The sequence below is a fragment of the Flavobacterium sp. NLM genome, assembly GCF_002210235.1.
Classification (GTDB): domain Bacteria; phylum Bacteroidota; class Bacteroidia; order Flavobacteriales; family Flavobacteriaceae; genus Flavobacterium; species Flavobacterium panici.
Map to the genome: position 1 here is coordinate 18,601 of NZ_LIAC01000009.1, position 20,063 is coordinate 38,663.

The window sequence follows — 20,063 nt, forward strand, 5'->3', positions numbered from 1 at the left end:
TTTTGAATGAGCCAAGAACATAAGGGACATTATTTTCTAGCCGATGGCGGTGAAATGGGAGTGTTAATTCGGTCCAAAGACTGGAGCAAAACTCCTTTAGGTGACCCTGAAAACTGGCCTCAAAGTCTGCGAACCATAACTTCTGTTATGCTCAATAATCCTTTTGGAATGTACATTGCCTGGGGAAAAGATTTTACGCAGTTATACAATGATGCTTTTTTAAAAATTATTGGTTCTGAAAAGCATCCTCAGGCTCTAGGAAATTCTCCCAAAGATACATTCTCGGAAATCTGGAATATTACAGAGCCAATGTTTGAAGAGGCGATGCAGGGAAAATCAGTTTCTTTTCCTGATTTTGTTGTTCCTTTAAATAAAAACGGAGTTGTAGAAACTTGTTATTTTGATTTTTCTTATTCTCCCATCCGAATTGAAAATGGTGAAGTTGGCGGCGTTTTAGTAACTGTTATTGAAACTACTGCAAAGAAAAAAGAAGTTATAGATCAGGTTGAAGCGCGTTCCAAACTTGAGGAAAGTGAACAAAAAATAAGACAATTGGTTGAAAATGCCCCTTTTCCTATTGCAGTTTATGTGGGAGAAGAAATGCGTATTGAACTCGCTAATGAATCTATTATAAAAGTTTGGGGAAAAGGCCATGATGTAATTGGAAAATCCTATCGCGAGATTTTGCCGGAACTCAACAATCAGTCGGTTTTTGAACAGGTTCTGGGTGTTTTAAAAACCGGAAAATCTTTTCATAATAAAAACGCTCAAATTGATATTACGATAAACAATAAACTGGAAACTTTTTATTTCAATTATAGTTTTACGCCGCTTTTTGATACAAACGGAAATGTCTATGCTGTTATGAATACAGCAGCAGAAGTTACTGATTTGCATCTTGCCTCTAAAAAAATTGAAATTGCAGACAAACGTTTTCGTGATACGGTCAAACAGGCGCCCATTGGGATTACTATTTTACGGGGCCCGGATTATATTGTTGAATCTGCAAATGAGGATTATCTTAAACTGGTTGCACGAGATGAAGAAAGTTTTGTAGGCAGACCATTATTTGATTCTCTGCCTGAAGTTAAAGATACTGTTGACTCCTTATTAAAAAATGTTTTAACAACCGGTATTCCTTATCATGGTAATGAAGTTCCCATTCCTTTAAACCGATATGGAAAATTAGGGATTTGGTATTTTGATTTTCTTTATCATCCTTTAAGAGAAGAAAATGGTGAAATTACAGGCATAATTGTCACAGTAACAGAAGTAACAGAAAAAGTCGAAGCCCGTAAAAAAATAGAACAAAACGAGGAACGCTTAAATATTATTGTTGAAGCCAGCGAATTAGGAACCTGGGAATTGAATGTAAAAACAAGGGAACCGCGTTATTCACAAAGATATCTTGAAATTATAGGCGGTTATAAGGAAGAAATTATGTTGTCGCACGAACAATTGCTGCAGCATTTGCATCCGGATGATATGCATATTAGAAACAAAGGTTTCAAAGATGCACTTAGTTTAGGAGCACTTCATTATGAAGTACGTACAATATGGCTAGATAAATCGATTCACTGGATTGAAGGAAGAGGAAAAGTTTTTTACGATGAAAATGGTAATCCGGAGAAATTAATTGGAACAATTAGAGATATTACTCCCGAGAAAAAACACCAGCAGGAAGTAGAACAAAGTGAAAAAAGATTTAGAAATCTCGTGATGCAGTCTCCTGTTCCAAAAGCTATTTTGAAAGGCAGCGAAATGGTTGTTGAAATCGCTAATTTAGCTTTACTTGAAACTATTTGGAACAAAAAAGAAAGTGATGTTCAGGGGAAAAAACTATTTGAAATTTTCCCGGAACTTCTCACTCAAAAATACAGTCAATTATTGAATGAAGTTTTTGCTACGGGAAAAACACATTCTGAAATTGAATCCCCAATACTTATTAACGGAAATAATGGCGAACAGCTTTTTTATATTGATTTTGAATATGCTCCAATATATGAAACAGACAATAGTGTTTCTGGAATCAGGGCTACAATAATCGATGTAACGGAAAAAGTTGAAACCCGAAAGAAAATCGAAGAAAGTGAGAAACGTTTCCGCTCTTTAACAGAAAGTATTCCGCAGTTAATCTGGGAAACTGATGAAAAAGGAAATGCGTTATTTACTTCTGGAAAATGGGAAGAATATACCGGAATAAAACCTGCGGGAGAAACGGAATGGAAAGCGATGATTCATCCTGATGATTATGAGGAAAATATCAAAATTTGGACGCACAGTTTAGAAACCGGACATGTTTACAGAACTGATGTAAGGGTCTTAAGAAAAGACGGAAGCTACAGATGGCATGCCGTTATTGGTGAACCTGTTCTGGATGAAAATAATAAAATCATTAAATGGGTTGGTGCTTTTACGGATATTCATACCGAAAAAGCTTTTACACATGAACTTGAGCAGCAAGTTACGGCGAGAACCAAAGAGTTAAGCCAGATGTATGATTCGCTTAAAAAAAGCGAAGAACGTTATCATTTAATGGTCGAGGAAGTTCAGGATTATGCGATCTTGTATTTAAATCATAAGGGAATTGTTGAAAACTGGAATGTAGGAGCTGAAAAAATTAAAGGTTATAAAGCACAAGAAATAACCGGAAAATATTTTGGCGTTTTCTATACTCCGGAAGATCAAAAAAATAATCTTCCAAATACTTTGCTTGAATTAGCCAGAGAAAAAGGCCGTGCGGTACAGCAAGGCTGGCGCGTGCGTAAAAACGGAAATTTATTTTGGGCAAGTGTCGTTATCACGGCGGTTCATAATAAAAATAATGAAGTAATTGGTTTTTCGAAAGTTACGCACGATTTAACCGAGAAAAAAAGAGCCGACGATAAAATTAAACTGAACGCGTTAGAACTGGAACAAAAAAATGCTGAACTGGAACACATGAACAAAGAACTTCAGTCTTTTGCTTATATTTCAAGTCATGATTTGCAGGAACCGCTTCGAAAAATTCAAACTTTTGCATCACAGATCTTAGATAAGGAATTTGAAAATTTATCAGATTCCGGAAAAGATAAATTCAAAAGAATGCAAAATGCTGCGAAGCGTATGCAGACTTTAATTAATGATTTGCTTTCGTATTCGAGAACAAATATCCAGGAAAGAATATTTGAAAAAGCGAATCTTTCAAATATAATTGATGAAGTAAGAGAGGATCTTAAAGAAGAACTGGAGCAAAAAAATGCGGTGATTGAAAACAACGATATTGGCGAAATAAATATTATCCCGTTTCAATTTAGACAGCTGCTTTATAATTTAATCAGCAATTCACTTAAATTTTCAAAACCGGATATTCCGGCCGTAATAAAAATTAACAGCGAAATTGCAAAAGGTTCCCATTTTAAGGTAGATGCTTTAGCAAAAGAAACCCGCTATTGTCATATTACTGTTTCAGACAACGGAATTGGTTTTGAATCTCAATATAGTAAAAAAATCTTTGATGTTTTCCAGCGTTTACACGGAAGGGATCAGTATACCGGAACCGGAATTGGTCTTGCAATCGTAAAAAAAATCGTTGAAAACCATAACGGAATCATTACAGCAAAAGGCGAAAAAAATAAAGGCGCTTCGTTTGATATTTACATTCCGCTGGAATAATTCTTCCACTAAAATTCATAAAAAAAACGGAAATAACTTTACTAAGTCATTTCCGTTTTTATTCCTGATTCTTCGAATTAGGAATTTACCTTAAAACCAATTTCTTATCTGGTATAAACTGTAATTATACCTGTAGTTTTGTCTTTAATTTTCAGTTCTTTATTAGTAAGGTTCATAATGTCACTCGTTGAACTTACATTACCAACAGTTATTGTTAAATCATTATGAGATCTTACATAAGTTCCTGTAGTTTCTACCAAAGCACAATTCTCACCGCTATAATCACCAATCACTGCTGCGTTACTTACCCTTAGATCTAAATAATCTCTATTGGCAGTACATCCTTCTTGATTTTCCGCTGCATCCACTAATACTTCATTTCCATTTACAATTGTTCCGGTTTTACTTAGATTATATTTTCCTGCTAACGGTACAATTGTTTCTCCTTCATTATCATCGTTGCTACAAGACGTAGCAAACATTCCCAAGCTTAAGGCTAATACGAATAATATGTTTTTACTTTTCATGTTGATTTGTTTTTATATTGATTTAATTTAATAATGCTAAATTAAAAGTATAATCTTACATAAATTTCCATGATTTTACGAATATTTTACATAAATCGCATTTTTTTCAAAAAGTCTGTATTCCTCAAGAGATTTATTTTTTTACCACATATTTATGGATGATATAGGGAGTTATTGGTCTTAAAGCTCTGCCGTTTTCCGGATGCATTCCATGGGTATTAAAAAACTCAACACTATCTCCCACCTTAGCGTACCAAACAACAGCTTTTTCATTTTTAAAAAAGGTTGTTGTATCGCAAACCTTAATTCTTCGAAGATCAATAATTCTTTCATCATAAGGTTCAGGCGCGTTAAATGTTCCTATTCCTTCCATTTTCAAATCACAGCTTACTTCTTCATAATGGTCACCAGACCATTGCATGCAATCATTTTTTAGTAAGGTTAAATAAATGATAAAACCTAATCCAGCGAGAACAGCTGCAATTCCTGAATATCTCCATATTCCAATTGGTGGTTTCTTACCGCCAAAAGTTGATGCTGATTCTTGTTTTTGTCCTTCTTGTTTTAATTCTGATTCTGGTTCCTCACTTTGATTTTCTTCTGGCTCTTCAATTTTCTGATCAATAACATTTTCGTTTTTCACCTCATCTATCAAATCATCAGAAGAATTTTGTGGACTAAAAAATTTGGTATCTCTAAGATCATTTATTAATTCTAAATCATCTGGATCAATTTGTTTTCTAAACTTGTTAAAAGGTCTTAATTGAAAATCAACAAGTATAGCCGCAAGATCTACAACTTCCATTTTATCTGGATCAGTTTCTCCTTTAAGAAAAGTTTCAATTGGCCTAAATTGATTTGTATTACTTCTAAATTTATTTTTTGTGTTTAAATCAAAAGGAAATCCTAACAGAGTATTAAAAACTACTTGATCATCTTTAGAAACAGGTTTTGTTTCAAATATTTCCCAACATAATTTATTGAGTTTTCCTCTTGTTGGCGCACTCAGATAAATGTAATCTTCTCCATTTTTTACTTCTTCATACTGTTTTATAACAGCCTTTTTATATAAGTCTTCCAGAGTAATGTTATTCATAAGCTCATGTTTTTTTTTGGAATTTCAAGGAATTTTAAGGAATTCTAAGGATTACAAAAAACTAAATCGGAAATCCCGGAATTCCATATCAATACTGCTCTACAACCGCCGTTACTTTGCTTCAACAAAATTAGTTAGCGCTTTGATCTGCAGGTCAAAAACAAATGTACAAAACTAGTTTATTCAAAAAGTGTGGAAAACCGTAAGACGGAGTTTATCCGGGAAGTATAAATAAAAATCTTACTGTTCTACGCACTTCACTTCCCAAACAAAATTTGGTATTGCACTCAACCAAAAACCCGGAAAAGTTCCGGCCAGCAATGCCTATGTCTAATTTTTAAATTTTAAAAAAATGAAATCATTATATTTATTGGGAGCGTGCGCGCTATTGTCAACTACATTATTTTCTTGTACTGCTGACGAATTTGATACAACGAGTAAAAAAACTGAAATACAAAAAGATGTGGTTCGAGACAGCATACAAGCAAGCGAACCAGATGGTCCTGGTGATGATCCAATTAATCTTCCACCACCAAAAAAATAACAAATAAATTCTGTTATTTTTAATAAATGACTAATTTCGGGGAAAGTAATCTTTATGTTACGATCCCCGTTTTTTTGTTTTTTTATCTTTTTTCTTTTTCTTTCCTGTGAGGAAAAAACAAATGTATTGCTTAAACCCAATAAGAATGAAAAAGAAGCTAAAGCAATACAGCAAAAAGCCACAGAACAATTTCAAAAAAGCAATTACAATAGTGCATTTTACTACTTCAATAAATCAAAAATTACATTTGAAAATTTAAAAGACAGTACCAATGTTGTCTACAATTTAATTCAAATGGGCTATATACAACAAATAAACGGCGATTATTACGGAAGTAAAGAGACATTTACAGAAGCTTTGCCTTTTATCAAAAAAAAGGATATTTACAGTGCTGCAATCAATAATTTCTTCGGAATTGCCGATAAAGAACTTTCCATTTATGATGATGCCATATTTTATTATAATCAGGCAATAAATGACTCAAAAGATGTCGCATCCAAACAATCTCCACTTAACAATATTGCTGTTGTTTATATTAAACAGAAAAAATACGACAAGGCTGTTAAAATTCTGGAAGGAATTTTAGAAACTAAAGCATTCGATAAATTTGTAAAAAGTAAAGCAAGAGTAATTGATAATCTCGGATTTGCCTATTTTAAAAAAGGCTTAAATGAAAAAGGACTTCAACTAATGAATGAAAGTCTTGAGTTAAGAACAAAAGCAGATGATTTATACGGAAGTATTGAAAGCCATCTTCATTTAGCAGAATTTTACTCAAAAATCAACATTCAAAAATCAAATGAAAATGCTAAAAAAGCTTACGAAATTTCTACTAATCTAAATAGTGTTGACGAACGTTTGAAGGCATTATCTTTTTTAATTTCTAATGGTTCCGGTACAAAATATGCCCAGCAGTATATTTCAATAAATGACAGTATAATCAAAATTAGAAACAACTTTAAAAACAAGTTTGCTAAAATTAAATACGATTCTAAAAAAGAAAAAGACGAAAATCAAAAACTTCGATTAGAAAAAATAGAAAATGAATTATCACTTCAAAAAGTAAAATACCAAAGAATATTTTTCATAATCGGGATTGTATCGCTTTTCTTTCTATTGTTATATTTAAGGAAGTTTTATCAAAACCGAAACCGAATCGAAAAGATAAAAACCGCCTACGATACCGAAACCAGAATCGCAAAAGACATTCACGATGAATTGGCCAATGATGTTTTTAATACCATAACTTTTACCCAGACACAGCCGCTGGAAATTCAAAACACAAAAGAAACTTTACTGCAAAAACTGGATCATATTTACAGTCGTGTGCGCGGCATTTCCAGAGAAAATAATGATATTGACACTGGATCAAATTACTCTGACAATTTAAAAGAAATGCTTTCTACATATAATAGTGACAATACGAATGTTATTATTACTAATATCGAAAAGGTAAATTGGGATTCTATTGAAGATTTAAAAAAGATAGCAATTCAGCGTGTATTACATGAATTAATGGTCAATATGAAAAAGCACAGCGAGGCTCAATTAGTTGTTTTGAAGTTTGAAAATGCTCAAAATACTTTATTGATCGACTATAAAGACAATGGAAAAGGCTGTGAAAAATCAAAAATTATAAAAAATGGTTTACAAAATATGGAAAACCGTATTCTGGCCATAAAAGGAACTATTACTTTTGAAACTGAACCAGATAAAGGTTTTAAAGTAAATATAACAATGCCTAAATAAAAGCCTATGTTTAAAAAAGTAATAATAGCCGAAGATCTTGATGCAATGAACTTAGGAATTCAGCAAGTTTTAAAAGATTTAAATATTGAAGATTTTCAACACTCTAAATTTTGTGACGAAGCGTTTTTAAAAATACGCGCTGCCATTCAGCAAAATGAACCTTATGATTTGTTAATTAGTGATCTTTCGTTTAAAACAGATCATCGTAAATCGGATATTGCTACTGGAGATGAACTGGTTCAAAAAGTTCGCGAGCTGCAGCCCAATATTAAAATTATTGCTTATTCTGTAGAAGATAAAAGTTACCGCATTAAATCTCTTTTTAACAATGCCGAAATTGATGGTTTTGTCCTGAAAGGTTTAAATAGTATCGAAGAGTTAAAAAAAGCAATTAATATTATTTCGACTTCAGATCAGATATTTATTTCTCCCGAAGTTGCTTCGGCTCTTCAGGAAAAAAACAATTATGAAATTGACGATGTCGATATTAAAATTCTGAAATTTTTATCTGCCGGAACTTCGCAGGATGAAATAATAGAAATTTTTAAAAGCACCGATATCAAACCCAACAGTAAAAGCGCCGTAGAAAAAAGATTGTCTAAACTCAAAGACTTTTTTAAAGCGAATAATACCGTTCATTTAGTTTCGATTACAAAAGATATGGGTATTATTTAATTCCTTATAATTATACTTTCTTCAAGCTCCTTCGGGGGCTTTTTTTATTTCTTCAAGATAAATTTATGGATTATGGATTTCCGTAAAATACTGGTTTCAAATAGGTTTAAGTTTGAATTATTAAAATCAATTTAAATATTAATTAAAATCAAAAAGTTATGGAATTCAAAGTAATACCTTTCGCCGCTTCAATCGATTTAAAGAAAAACACATCAACGCAAATTGCCGAACAATTAGAAAGCGCAATAAAATATCATACCGAACAAGGTTGGAAATATGTCAGAGTAGAAAACATTACAACTTTTGTTAATGCTGAAATAGGATGTTTTGGATTTGGAGCAAGACCCGCCCAAACGCTTTTCACTCACTTAATTGTTTTCGAAAAATAAAATGAAATATTTCATCTTATTAATTATTCGAATGTATTGGATTTTAATTCCTCAGTCTAAAAGAAGAAAATGCATTTTTAAAAAATCCTGTTCTCATTATGTTTTTGAAACAACTCAAAACGAAGGATTAATAAAGGGATTAAAAGCATTTCAATTTCGATATAAAAACTGCAGAGGAAACTTTTCAATTTTTCAAAATCCAATTAATAACGAAATTCAGATGATTCTTCCTTCACAAATAATAATTGATAAAGAGGAAATTGCTGAAAGATTAATTACTTAAATCATAAACAAAATCAGGTATTTGTACTCTTTCTCCAAGAGTCAATTCTAATTAGATTTATCGAATATCACATATCCTAAAGCCTTGAAATTTTGCTTTCACAATATCTAAAATATTTATTGAAACAGATTGCCTTTACTAAAACAGTATTGGCCAGATTCTTTGTCATTCTTTTTAAAAAAAATAAAAATATTGAACTTTTAAAATTGAACTACGAAACAAATTGCGTGTTCAAAAACAGTTTTGTTATTATTGATTATGAGTTCAATAATGCCTTGTGGTATTCATTTAACAATAAAAAGACTTTAGAAAAGAGCATCAAAATTTTCAATCTTGAAAATATCTTTCCAAACATGGATATAGTTGTACATGGTTTTTTTAGAAAGAAGAAATACTCGTTAAAACTTGAACCATCCTTAAAAATAGAAAATCAAAGCTTCAAAACGAATTTTTCAAATCTTTCTTTAAATCTAAAAGAGAATCACATTCCTCAATTAACTCATTCTTCAATTGAGATTTCTATTTCAAAACCAGAGATAAAAACATCAAAAGTTAATATAAAAAATCAAGCTCTTAATTTAAAACATAATACTTATAACCAAAACGAATTTATATGACACGAGAATATTACAAACTACCAGAATCAAGTCCATTAATGCGCTTTTTATGGAAATGCGCAGGAGGAGATCGTTACTTACTTGAAAGAGCTACCTATTCCGACCAAATAAAATACATGTGTTTGGGAGGAATTGTTTTCGCAACTGGAGCTTTGGCTGGAATTGCAGGTGGGTATGCCTTTTATACCATATTTGAGCCGCGAGGATCTGCAATTGATAATCCTATTGATTTACAAACTATTTGTATAGCATTTTTCTTTGGAATTGTTTGGGGGTTAATGATATTCAACATTGACCGTTTCATTGTAACAAGTACTGGTAAAGGAGACGGAACTGAAGCTATTACTATAGGGGAACTAAAAAGCGCTCTTCCTAGAATTTTAATGGGAATGATTATCGCAATGACAATTTCAAAACCTGTAGAAATTAGAATGTTTAAAACAGAAATTGACATAAAACTACGAGAAAAACAACTTGAGCAACAAGCTGAATATCAAAAAAAAGTAGATAAAACTTATGCTGATCGAGAAAAACTATTAACATCTGAATTTGGAACTATAGCAAAAGAAAGAGATGCATTGAATAATCGTATTAAAGTCGCTGAACAAGCTTATACTGATAATTTAATGGGAAAAGCTAAGGGAATTGTTGGGGGCAACGGACCATTATCAAAGGCATTAAAATCACAATTGGACGATTTAACCAATCAATTAGCAACTTTTGATAAACAAAATGGAAAAGATTTGGCTGAATTAAACAATAGAAAAGATATGCTACGAATTGAAAAAGATAAAGCACGAGCTGATAATACTAAAATAGCTAATGGTCTAGATGGTTTACTTGAGCGTATAAAAATTGCTCATGAAGTAGCCGGTTTTTGGATTTCTCTTTTTATCACTTTATTATTCATGGCAATAGAACTTACTCCTATTTTCTTCAAGCTAATGTTAACCAAAACGACTTATGACTATTTAGCAGAAAACAGGGATGAATTAATCAAAGCAGAGTACGGAATTGAAGTGAAATACGATTATTACAAAGACAAACAGGGAGTTGAAAAACATTTAGTAATTAATCATGAGGCTGAAAAGTTAATTTTTGAAAAAATTAAAGTTACAGAAATTCAAAAGGAGCTTACAAAATATGCTGTTGAAAAATATAAAGAAAGAGAAATGAATAAAATAGATAACAATCTGGATGCTTATATAAATTCAATCGAAAAAAATGAACAAAGCAGTTAACGAAATTCGGCTTTTTTTATTTACCTGTTCTGGAGAAGATAATTACATTTTAAAAAGATGTAATAAACGAATCCAGACAAGATTTGCTTTACTTGGCTTTTTTGTTCTTCTAATATTTATTGGATGTTTTTTTAGTGCAACTTTTTTTATTATTTCATTATTTAATGGAGCTCACTTTTTCGGCATCTCAATTGGTCTTATTTGGGGAGCAGTAGTTGTAAATATGTATTTATTATTACTCCATACTATCTCACCAGCAATAATTCCTTTATCATCAAAAAGAAAAAAGAGCAAAAACTCCAATAACAATGTCGAAATAAATCCGATCCAAAACAGTTTTGTAAATCTTTCTATGATTTTGAGGATTGGTTTCATGACATTATTAGCTGTCATTATTGCTCAACCTCTAAATGTATATTTACTTTCATACTCCATACAAAACGATATTGAAAAACATAAAATCTCGGAAAGAATTAAGCTATATACATTAACAAATAACCAATTAATTAAAGAAGAGCTTATAAATCAAAAAGAATTTAATAACAAAGCTATTAGCCAATTAAATTATAAAGAAACAAACTCCCTTCAAAATCAAATTGGTATAATAAATTCAAAAATTAAAACAGATAGTTTGTTCGTTATAAACGCAACAAAGAAATTAGCTCAATTTAATAAAATTGATAAAAAATTTAGTTTAAGTAACAAAGAGGAATTACAGAAAACAAAAATATTAAATGACCTGGAAAATTTGTTAACCAATGAATTAACATCAGATCATAATTTTATAATAGATATAAATTCTATAGTTATAGGAGGTTCACTAAAAACAGATTTTGATAATTTCAAAAACAATTTAAACACATTAGTAACAAATAAGGTTGATAACTATAATTCTTTAAATAGCCTTTTAAATAAAAGCAATTTTTATGTAAAAACAATTCAATTATTGTTTACTGGAAATCCAATTTCATGGATTATTACAGTAATTGTTTGTTTAGTATTTCTTTTCCCGATTTATTCTAAATACAAAGCCCGTAATTTATGTTCGAGAATATTTAAAACCAATGAAAGAAATGAACGTGATATTGTTAAATTAAGAGAAGAACTTATAAAAACAACAGATTTTAATTGGCTAGAAAGTAAAATAAAATCAGTTAATATAAACAGTATTAATACATCAGATTATTATTTCCAACGAATGTTAATCGAGCATCGAATTATTCTAGAAGAGTACGAAAGTTCAAAAAAAATATTTACAAAAATCCTATCTCATAATATATCATCTTTCAATAAAGAATCCCTAAAAAGACTAAAGCCATTATTAGAAAAACTGAAGCAATTTAATAGTCAAAAGTATAATACAATCGAAAGATCAATTAATAAAGAATATACGGATGAAGAAATGCGTAAATATGAATATTGGTTAGATTCTCCTTTTAGAACTAAAATGAGATTAATCACAAAGATTTCAAATGATGAAAAAGGATTACTAGAATTTCTCTATGATCAAAAAACCGAAAACGATTAGAAAATGCTAGATAAAATAGTAAATATCATCAATGAAGAAACCTTTATAGGAGAAGATAATCTAACCTATAAAAAAATCACATATGAAATTCTAACACCAAGAAAAACATATTTGAAAGGAATTATTTCGGGGAAATATAGAGGAGTCAAAATCGATGACGATTATGAGAAAGCTGATTTATTTGATTTTGAAATTTATGAAGCAAATGTAATAACTGAAAGTCGAGATGACTTTAGAGCTAACAAATCTTTCATTTTTCCTAAAGATTTTGAAAATGTTATTAAAAGGAAAAGAATAAAAGGGGATAAATTTCCAAAAGAAAAATTACCCAAAGATCTTCCTGTTACAATAACTGCAAATGAAAAATTATTTGGAGTAAATGTGTTAGAACCTGAATTATTTGAATTTGAAATAATAAGAAAACTTCATCAAACAGAAGGTGATGAAATTTTTGGGTCATTTAATGCTTACATTACAGGATACATTATTGATGAAACAAGGGAAATTGAAGAGAAAGTTATTTTAGTTCAAGATGAAGTAACTTGTATTCCAGAATCTCCCTCAATTTGTATATGTAGCAATATAGAAACAGGCAGAACAGAAACTAGCAATAATTATATCCGAAGAGAATATAAATGCAAAAATCATAATCATAATGTTTGGGGTAATTGGGAATATTTAAAAAATAGTCAACCATTAAATTTTAAATCTCCTAATACTAATGGCAATCCAGGGTGTGCAAGTCAAAGTTTGGGAATTCTTGGTATTTTATTCGGATTTGCATTTCTCATATTTATATTACCTAACATTTTATATATTATTGCTCTTTTCGTAATTATTCTAGTTTTGGGTAATCTTGGATCATTTTTCAAACCATTATTTAGAATAATTGGAATATTATTTTTAATTGGATTTATTTCTTCTCTAATTCATTCTATTAGTACACAATCACATACCTATAATCCAAAACCGCTAATTGTTGATTCACCAAGAGAAGTAACCCCCTACATTCCTATTGACGAAACTAGACATGAAGACCAAAATATTGAAAATGATAGTATCATAACAAGATATAGATCTTGGAAAGATTATTCTGGAAACAAATATGAAGGTGAATATAAAATTAAGTTAAGCGATTATAGAAAAGCTCATTTATTCAAGGAAAGTCTTCGTTTAAGCACAAATACTGTAAATGCTTATGATAAGGTTGTTTTTGATTTAAAAGAATTTGATAAAAGCAATTTTAATAGTTTATTCCAACTTTTTGATAGTATTGGTAAAGCAAAAAAATTAAACGAGATACAATTTGCAGAAATGATTGTAACATTTGTTCAAGATATACCATATGCCTTAGTTCTTGATAAAGACTGCAATTCTAATTTATACAGTGATCGCTTTACGAGAAATTATCTTTTAAGCAATAAAGGAGATTGTAATGGAAACCAACGATTCGGAATCAATACTCCTGTAGAATTTTTAGTCAATCTAAAAGGAGACTGCGACACACGCACATTATTATTATACAGCATTTTAAGCCATTATAATTATGATGCGGCACTTATGAGTAGTGAATTTTACGGACACTCAATAATTGGAATTAATTTACCAATTAATGGCACTACTTATAATTATAACAATCAAAAATATATTCTGTGGGAAACGACAGCTCCAAATGCTAAACCTGGAAATATATCAAATGAAATTTCAAATTTAAACAACTGGAGAATCTCCTTAAAATCAAAATAATCATGGACAAACAAAGTTTATTTTTCACCTGCCTTGTGGCAATAGTTTCAACTTTATTAATGTTAATGTCACTACAATTTTTAGCAAAAAAATTAAATATCAAATCTGAAGAGCAAGAAAAAATAAAAATTTCATACACAATATGGTATGTCTCCATTCTAATTAGTTATTTCCTATTTTTAAAAGTTGCTTTAGAATTAATTGAAAATTCAATTGAAATAATCATTTATTCCAAAACAATAGAAAATACATTTTTAACATCAATGCAAAAAATTACAATTTTTATTGGCTTTACATTTTTCTTCACTTTCATATCTTATTTCACATCTGAAAAAATATTGCAATTATCATTTGGTAAAAGATTAGATAGTATTGAGATTGAAAAGGAAAATATTGGTTATTATCTTATAAAAGGTTTTTTATTGGTCCTCTTAACTTTTTCTCTAATAACTATTTTTGAACATTTCTTAAAATGGTTTATTCCAACGGTAGATACTCCATTTTATCATTAGTCATAAATAGATTGTAAAATTTTACTGCATTACGGATTTCCATAATACACTGATTTTTATTGGTTTTACATTTGAATTATTAATTTAAACTACAAACCAATGGAAATGAATATTCAACTAAAATCGTTAGCCGATAAAATAAATCAGCTGAAAAGTAAAATTGAAACAGAAGAATCTACAAAACATGCTTTTGTATTGCCTTTTATACATATTTTGGGTTACGATGCTTTTAATCCGCTAGAAGTTGTTCCTGAATTTACTGCAGACCTCGGCTTAAAAAAAGGAGAAAAAGTAGATTATGCTATTTTTCAAAATGGAGAACCAATTATAATTGTTGAATGCAAAAGCTGGAAAGAAAAACTTACGGTTCATAATTCGCAGTTATTTCGCTATTTTCACGTTACTAAAACCCGATTTGCCCTTTTAACCAACGGAATTAATTATCAGTTTTTTACAGATTTAGACGATCAGAATAAAATGGACGAAAAACCGTTTTTGGAATTCGACATCTGCAATCTCAAAGAAAATACGATAAACGAAATTGCAAAATTTCATAAAGCCAATTTCGATGTAGATAATATTGTAAGCAACGCCAGTTCATTAAAATACATTAAAGAAATCAAGAAGCTGATTAATGCTGAATTAGAAAGTCCGTCAAACGATTTTACAAAAGTATTTGCCAGTAAAATATACACGGGAAGATTAACTGAAAAAGTCGTAGATGAATTTAAAGATTTGGTTCAGAAATCTGTCAGTCAATTTATTAATGACAAAATTAATGACCGATTAAATGCTGCTTTAACTAAAGAAACGATTAAACAGCAAGACGAAGAAATTACAACAGTTGAAGACGATAATAAAGTTAATACTACCGAGGAAGAACTTGACGCTTATCGTATAGTAGTGGCTATTTTACGTCGAAAACTGCCAACCAGCCGAATCGTTCATCGTGATACGCAATCTTATTTTGGAATCTTGCTGGACGATAACAACCGTAAACCTTTGTGCAGACTGCATTTAAACGGAGGTAAAAAATACATCAGCTTATTTAATGATAATAAAACAGAAGCAAAAATTTCTATTTCTTCTATTGACGATATTTATCAATTTGAAAAAGAATTATTAGATACAGCTGCCCTTTACGAAACAGAATAAAAACCCGTATAAGTACTCATTTTAAAGACCATAATTCTAATTAGATTTATCGTTGCTTTAAAAACTATAAAATATTTAAAAATAGGATTTTAAGTCTAACCAAATACCAAAAGCCTATGTCAAAAAACTACTTCATCTTATTTTTATTGTTTACGTTTTATTCCTGCGAAAAAGCCTCTGCTCCGCCTCCACCGCAAATAAATACATTTTATAAACCGGTAATTACAGCAGACGATCGTAAAACGATTACTCCCGAAGAAGCAAAAACGTATCATGTAAATAAAACCTATCACTACGAATACAGAACCGGAAATTCTGGGAATTATGAATACAATTATGATGTAAAAGGAATAAATGCAACAGGCGATTCGGTTTTTGGAAATATTAACGTGCAGGGAAAATACGGCGCCGGAATTTTAACGGACACAGTTGCCGAAATAGAAATTAATACCGAATGGATCGCATACGGAAAATTAAAGGCTGTTGATAAAAAAGGAAACGAATACAATTTAATTGTCAAATAAAAATGCACTAATGAAATATACTTTACTCTTATTTTTTGTTTTTTTAACCTCTTTTTCTTCTCCAGATAGCAGTGTTTATATCTGCGGATCAAGCGGATCGAAAAAATATCATTATAAAGAACATTGTCGGGGTTTATCATCCTGCAGGCAGGAAGTGGTCAAAACATCACTCAAACAAGCTCAGGGCCTTGGTTTAACACTTTGTGGATGGGAAGATTGATTTATCTTCCCGTTTTTTATTTAATTATTTGATAATAATGACTTTACAATAAATTCACATTAGTTTTCGTAATTTGAATAAAACTAATCGTTATGAAATTCTTTAACCTAAATTTTCTGGTATCATTCAAAGAATGGCTTTTTTTAAGAGCTATGCAATCTTCTTTCCTTCATTAATAAGCAGTTTAAAAATAAAGGAAAGTACTATTGAATGAATAAAATTGAAAACTCATTTTTGAACAAAAACCAATTTGGTGAAGATTTCTTGTGGGGTGTTTCTACCGCCGCTTTCCAAATTGAAGGAGCACATGATTCTGACGGAAAAGGTTCTTCTATCTGGGACGTTTTTACTTCTCAAAAAGGAAAAATAAAAAACGGACATCATGCCCTAACCGCCTGCGATTTTTATAATTCTTACCAAAATGATATTGATTTAATAAAGGAATTAAATATTCCGAATTTTAGGTTCTCTATCAGCTGGCCTCGAATTATGCCAACAGGAACTCATCCTGTAAATCAAGCTGGAATAGATTATTACAATAAAATTATCGACTCCTTACTTGCATCTGGAATAGAGCCCTGGATTACGCTTTACCATTGGGATTTACCACACGAACTCGAATTAAAAGGAGGCTGGACAAACCGCGAATCGGTTTCCTGGTTTTCAGAATATGTTGAAGTTTGTGCCCAGTATTTTGGTGATCGTGTAAAAAACTGGATGGTAATTAATGAACCTTCAGTATTTACTGGAGCGGGATATTTTTTAGGTATACATGCACCTGGAAAAAAGGGAATTACCAATTATCTAAAAGCGATGCATCACGTAACGCTGGCAACGGCTGCGGGCGCTAAGATATTACGAAACAAAATTCCGAATGCGAATATCGGAACTACCTTTTCATGTACGCATATTGAACCGGCAACAGATAGTCAAAAAGATGTTGAAGCCGCAAAACGTGTCGATACTTTATTAAACCGAACTTTTATCGAGCCAATTTTAGGTTTGGGATATCCGCAGAAAGATCTTCCGGTACTTAAAAAGCTTAATAATTATATTTTAGAAGATGATTTAAACAATCTCGATTTTGATTTTGATTTCATCGGATTACAATGTTATACGCGTGAAGTTGTAAAATCTTCTATTTTAACTCCTTATATTGGCGCCGAATTAATAAGTGCCGAAAAACGAAATGTAATTTCAACTGATATGGGCTGGGAAGTTTATCCGCCTGCATTGTATCACGTTCTAAAAAAATTCAACGAATACAAAGGCATCAAAAAAATTATCATTACTGAAAATGGTGCCGCTTTCCCTGATACTGTTACAAACGGAAAAGTATTCGATATAAAACGAACACACTTTATTCAGGATAACTTAGAACAAATCTTAAAAGCAAAAGAAGAAGGTTTAAATGTAGAAGGTTATTTTGTGTGGAGTTTAACCGATAACTTTGAATGGGCAGAAGGTTATAATGCCCGATTTGGATTAATTCACGTTGATTTCGAAACACAAAAAAGAACCATCAAAAACTCAGGATTATGGTTTAAAGATTTTTTATCATAACCTGCTTAAATAATTTTAACGCAAAGATCGCAAGGAATTTTATTTAAATATTTTTAGAAACCGCAAAAGTTCGCAAAGCTTTATTTTAAATATTAGCTTTGCGAACTTTGCGATTAATGAAATCTATATTTATAAGCTTGTTTTAAAATTCCGACATGGATTTTCCCATTTGTTTTTAAATGGGCAGTTACCATAATATATCTTTCTTCAGGATACTTTATTTCATAATTAAATACTGTGTCCTTTACTTTTATCTGAAGCTGGTGTTTTCCTTCGTCAGAAACTGGCAAATCAGCTGTTTCATAAGTAGGTAATCCCTTTGCCGCTTTTAAGTTAATATCCTGAACTTTCTCTTTATCCAGAAGCACTTCCATCTTTAAATTATCTAACTTCATATCTGTAGGCTGCTCAAACGAAACAACAAATTTTTTGCATCCAAAAAGGCAAAAAACGATTAATAACAGTAGAACTTTTTTCATAAAAATAATCTTTATTATTTTATAAATATAAATATTTTTATTGATCTGACTGCTATTTTTCAGTATAACCACGAAAGCTTTTTAAATATAAAAAGCCTTTCAGAATTTCTTCTAAAAGGCTTTTCTCTTCAAAAAACAATAAAATTATAACCTTTACAGCTTATAATGTTTCCTTTAAAAGCGCAACGGCTTCTTTCCAGTTATTTACTCTTATATGATGATCTTGATTCACATTATGAAATGCAGTGAACATAATAGGTTTTCCCATACAATAATCTAAATTTTTGCAATGATCATCAATCATATAATCGGTATTGATAATTCTTTTGCTGCCGCATAAAATAATATTATCCCATTTAATAAAAGGAAAATGCTCCGCAAGCCAGGCCATTTTTTCTGAAAGTGAAATAGGAAATTCTGTTGCGGCAGACACAATAAAGATTTCAAAATCTTTATCCAATTCAAGTAAACTTTCAACAGCATCGGGCATTACAGGCAATGTCCTAAAGAAGTTTTCTGAATGCAAAAGTTTATGAATAAAATCTCTTTCTTTAAAAGCAACATCAGAAGTTAATCCTTTAATACTTTCCTTTGATAAAGTAGTTCCGTGAGCTTTATTGTAATGGTCAATTAATTGTGCGTCAATGTCGGCAAGTACACCATCCATATCTATTGCAATTGTTTTCTTTCTCATTGTAAATTTATTTTGCGGTAAAATTATGCAAAAATTGCAATATATTGCAATTTTTAACTTATTTTTGCAATATAAAACCGCAAGTAAAATGAAAAAGGAAGAACGTCAACAGGTTATATTAGAATATTTATCTAAAGAACATCGGGTAACATCTATAGAATTAAGTGAATATTTAAGCGTTTCAGAAGATACTATCCGACGTGATTTAAAAGAACTTTCAGATCAGGGACTTTTAAAAGCCGTTCGCGGAGGCGCGGTTGCTCCTTCTCCAATTCCTTTGCATTATAGAAAAAGAGAAAAACACGATGTTGAAAATAAAAAGATTATTGCCGAAAAAGCGATTTCGTATTTAAAAGACGGGCAAGTTGTTTTTATTGATGGCGGAACAACTTCTGTAGCTTTAGTTTCGAGTTTTCCTTACAATTTAAAATTAACCGTTGTTACAAACAGTTTTCCCGTTGCTTTATTAGTGGAAGATTTACCGAATATTGAATTAATTTTTGCCGGAGGATTAATGAGTAAAACCTCTTTTACAACTTCTGGAATTGATACAATAGATTTTTTACGAAATTTTAGGGCAGATGTTTGTATTCTGGGAATTTGCAGTATTCATCACGAGCGTGGTATTACAGGCGTTTTATATGATGATTCTCAAATTAAAAAGAGCATGATTCAGAATTCTAATTTTGTCATCGCACTGAGTTCTATTGAAAAAGTGGGAACTGCAGAAGCTTATTATATTTCCCCAATTACAGATATTGATGTTTTGGTTACCAACATTTCTCCTGAAGATGAAATTTTAAAAACATATAAAGAAATAGGTTTGACTATTCTTTAAATAACAAATAAAAAAGCCTTTCAGAATTT

At 30.8% G+C, this 20,063-nt stretch carries 19 protein-coding genes; 15 read left to right on the forward strand and 4 right to left on the reverse strand.

The features are described from left to right. The first annotated feature begins 6 nt into the window (after window positions 1-6). Window positions 7-3,654, forward strand: coding sequence for a PAS domain S-box protein (locus APR43_RS12310; protein ID WP_053473949.1), 3,648 nt, complete (start codon window positions 7-9; stop codon window positions 3,652-3,654). A 104-nt stretch (window positions 3,655-3,758) separates the two neighbouring features. Here APR43_RS12310 and APR43_RS12315 read toward each other — a convergent pair whose 3' ends face one another. Both APR43_RS12315 and APR43_RS12320 read right to left on the reverse strand, forming a co-directional pair. Further along, window positions 3,759-4,136: a lipocalin family protein gene (locus APR43_RS12315; RefSeq protein WP_235992044.1), complete on the reverse strand. Its 378-nt coding sequence runs from the start codon at window positions 4,134-4,136 to the stop codon at window positions 3,759-3,761. A 178-nt stretch (window positions 4,137-4,314) separates the two neighbouring features. Continuing rightward, window positions 4,315-5,277: a hypothetical protein gene (locus tag APR43_RS12320; RefSeq protein WP_053473947.1), complete on the reverse strand. Its 963-nt coding sequence runs from the start codon at window positions 5,275-5,277 to the stop codon at window positions 4,315-4,317. 352 nt (window positions 5,278-5,629) lie between these two features. Here APR43_RS12320 and APR43_RS12325 point away from each other — a divergent pair, with 352 nt between their 5' ends. The 13 genes from APR43_RS12325 (at window position 5,630) to APR43_RS12390 (ending at window position 18,023) form a co-directional block, all read left to right on the forward strand. Continuing rightward, window positions 5,630-5,821, forward strand: coding sequence for a hypothetical protein (locus APR43_RS12325; RefSeq protein WP_053473946.1), 192 nt, complete (start codon window positions 5,630-5,632; stop codon window positions 5,819-5,821). Window positions 5,822-5,875: 54 nt separating this feature from the next. Next, window positions 5,876-7,570, forward strand: coding sequence for a tetratricopeptide repeat-containing sensor histidine kinase (locus tag APR43_RS12330; RefSeq protein ID WP_053473945.1), 1,695 nt, complete (start codon window positions 5,876-5,878; stop codon window positions 7,568-7,570). Window positions 7,571-7,576: 6 nt separating this feature from the next. Next, window positions 7,577-8,245, forward strand: a complete 669-nt coding sequence (locus APR43_RS12335; protein ID WP_053473944.1) for a response regulator — start codon at window positions 7,577-7,579, stop codon at window positions 8,243-8,245. Window positions 8,246-8,403: 158 nt separating this feature from the next. Continuing rightward, window positions 8,404-8,634 carry a hypothetical protein gene (locus tag APR43_RS12340; RefSeq protein WP_053473943.1) on the forward strand — a complete coding sequence of 77 codons (231 nt, stop codon included), beginning with the start codon at window positions 8,404-8,406 and terminating at the stop codon, window positions 8,632-8,634. 1 nt (window position 8,635) lies between these two features. Beyond that, on the forward strand, window positions 8,636-8,917 hold the full coding sequence (gene yidD / locus APR43_RS12345) for a membrane protein insertion efficiency factor YidD (protein ID WP_053473942.1): 282 nt from the start codon (window positions 8,636-8,638) through the stop codon (window positions 8,915-8,917). A 119-nt stretch (window positions 8,918-9,036) separates the two neighbouring features. Continuing rightward, entirely contained in the window at window positions 9,037-9,534 is a 498-nt protein-coding gene (locus tag APR43_RS12350) for a hypothetical protein (RefSeq protein ID WP_053473941.1), read from the forward strand. Then, window positions 9,531-10,775: a DUF4407 domain-containing protein gene (locus tag APR43_RS12355; RefSeq protein ID WP_053473940.1), complete on the forward strand. Its 1,245-nt coding sequence runs from the start codon at window positions 9,531-9,533 to the stop codon at window positions 10,773-10,775. Before APR43_RS12350 ends, APR43_RS12355 begins: the two co-directional genes overlap by 4 nt. Beyond that, complete coding sequence (locus APR43_RS12360; RefSeq protein WP_053473939.1) at window positions 10,759-12,303, forward strand: DUF4407 domain-containing protein; 1,545 nt, start codon at window positions 10,759-10,761, stop codon at window positions 12,301-12,303. Before APR43_RS12355 ends, APR43_RS12360 begins: the two co-directional genes overlap by 17 nt. A gap of 3 nt (window positions 12,304-12,306) precedes the next feature. Next, window positions 12,307-14,049, forward strand: a complete 1,743-nt coding sequence (locus tag APR43_RS12365) for a hypothetical protein (protein ID WP_053473938.1) — start codon at window positions 12,307-12,309, stop codon at window positions 14,047-14,049. 2 nt (window positions 14,050-14,051) lie between these two features. After that, entirely contained in the window at window positions 14,052-14,561 is a 510-nt protein-coding gene (locus APR43_RS12370) for a hypothetical protein (RefSeq protein ID WP_053473937.1), read from the forward strand. A 99-nt stretch (window positions 14,562-14,660) separates the two neighbouring features. Continuing rightward, complete coding sequence (locus APR43_RS12375) at window positions 14,661-15,716, forward strand: type I restriction endonuclease (protein WP_053473936.1); 1,056 nt, start codon at window positions 14,661-14,663, stop codon at window positions 15,714-15,716. Between the two features lie 116 nt (window positions 15,717-15,832). Then, the gene (locus APR43_RS12380; RefSeq protein WP_053473935.1) at window positions 15,833-16,240 is read left to right on the forward strand and encodes a hypothetical protein; all 408 of its coding nucleotides are present in this window, start codon (window positions 15,833-15,835) and stop codon (window positions 16,238-16,240) included. Between the two features lie 430 nt (window positions 16,241-16,670). Then, a complete protein-coding gene (locus APR43_RS12390) occupies window positions 16,671-18,023 on the forward strand; it encodes a GH1 family beta-glucosidase (RefSeq protein ID WP_053473934.1) in 1,353 nt (450 codons plus the stop codon). A gap of 113 nt (window positions 18,024-18,136) precedes the next feature. On the opposite strand, the gene APR43_RS12395 is transcribed toward APR43_RS12390, so the two are convergent. Continuing rightward, window positions 18,137-18,502 (reverse strand): hypothetical protein, encoded by a 366-nt coding sequence (locus APR43_RS12395; protein ID WP_053473933.1) that lies wholly within the window; start codon window positions 18,500-18,502, stop codon window positions 18,137-18,139. Between the two features lie 160 nt (window positions 18,503-18,662). After that, complete coding sequence (locus APR43_RS12400) at window positions 18,663-19,196, reverse strand: 5' nucleotidase, NT5C type (RefSeq protein ID WP_053473932.1); 534 nt, start codon at window positions 19,194-19,196, stop codon at window positions 18,663-18,665. An 88-nt stretch (window positions 19,197-19,284) separates the two neighbouring features. Here APR43_RS12400 and APR43_RS12405 point away from each other — a divergent pair, with 88 nt between their 5' ends. Further along, window positions 19,285-20,034, forward strand: a complete 750-nt coding sequence (locus APR43_RS12405) for a DeoR/GlpR family DNA-binding transcription regulator (protein WP_053473976.1) — start codon at window positions 19,285-19,287, stop codon at window positions 20,032-20,034. The last annotated feature ends 29 nt before the right edge of the window (window positions 20,035-20,063 follow it).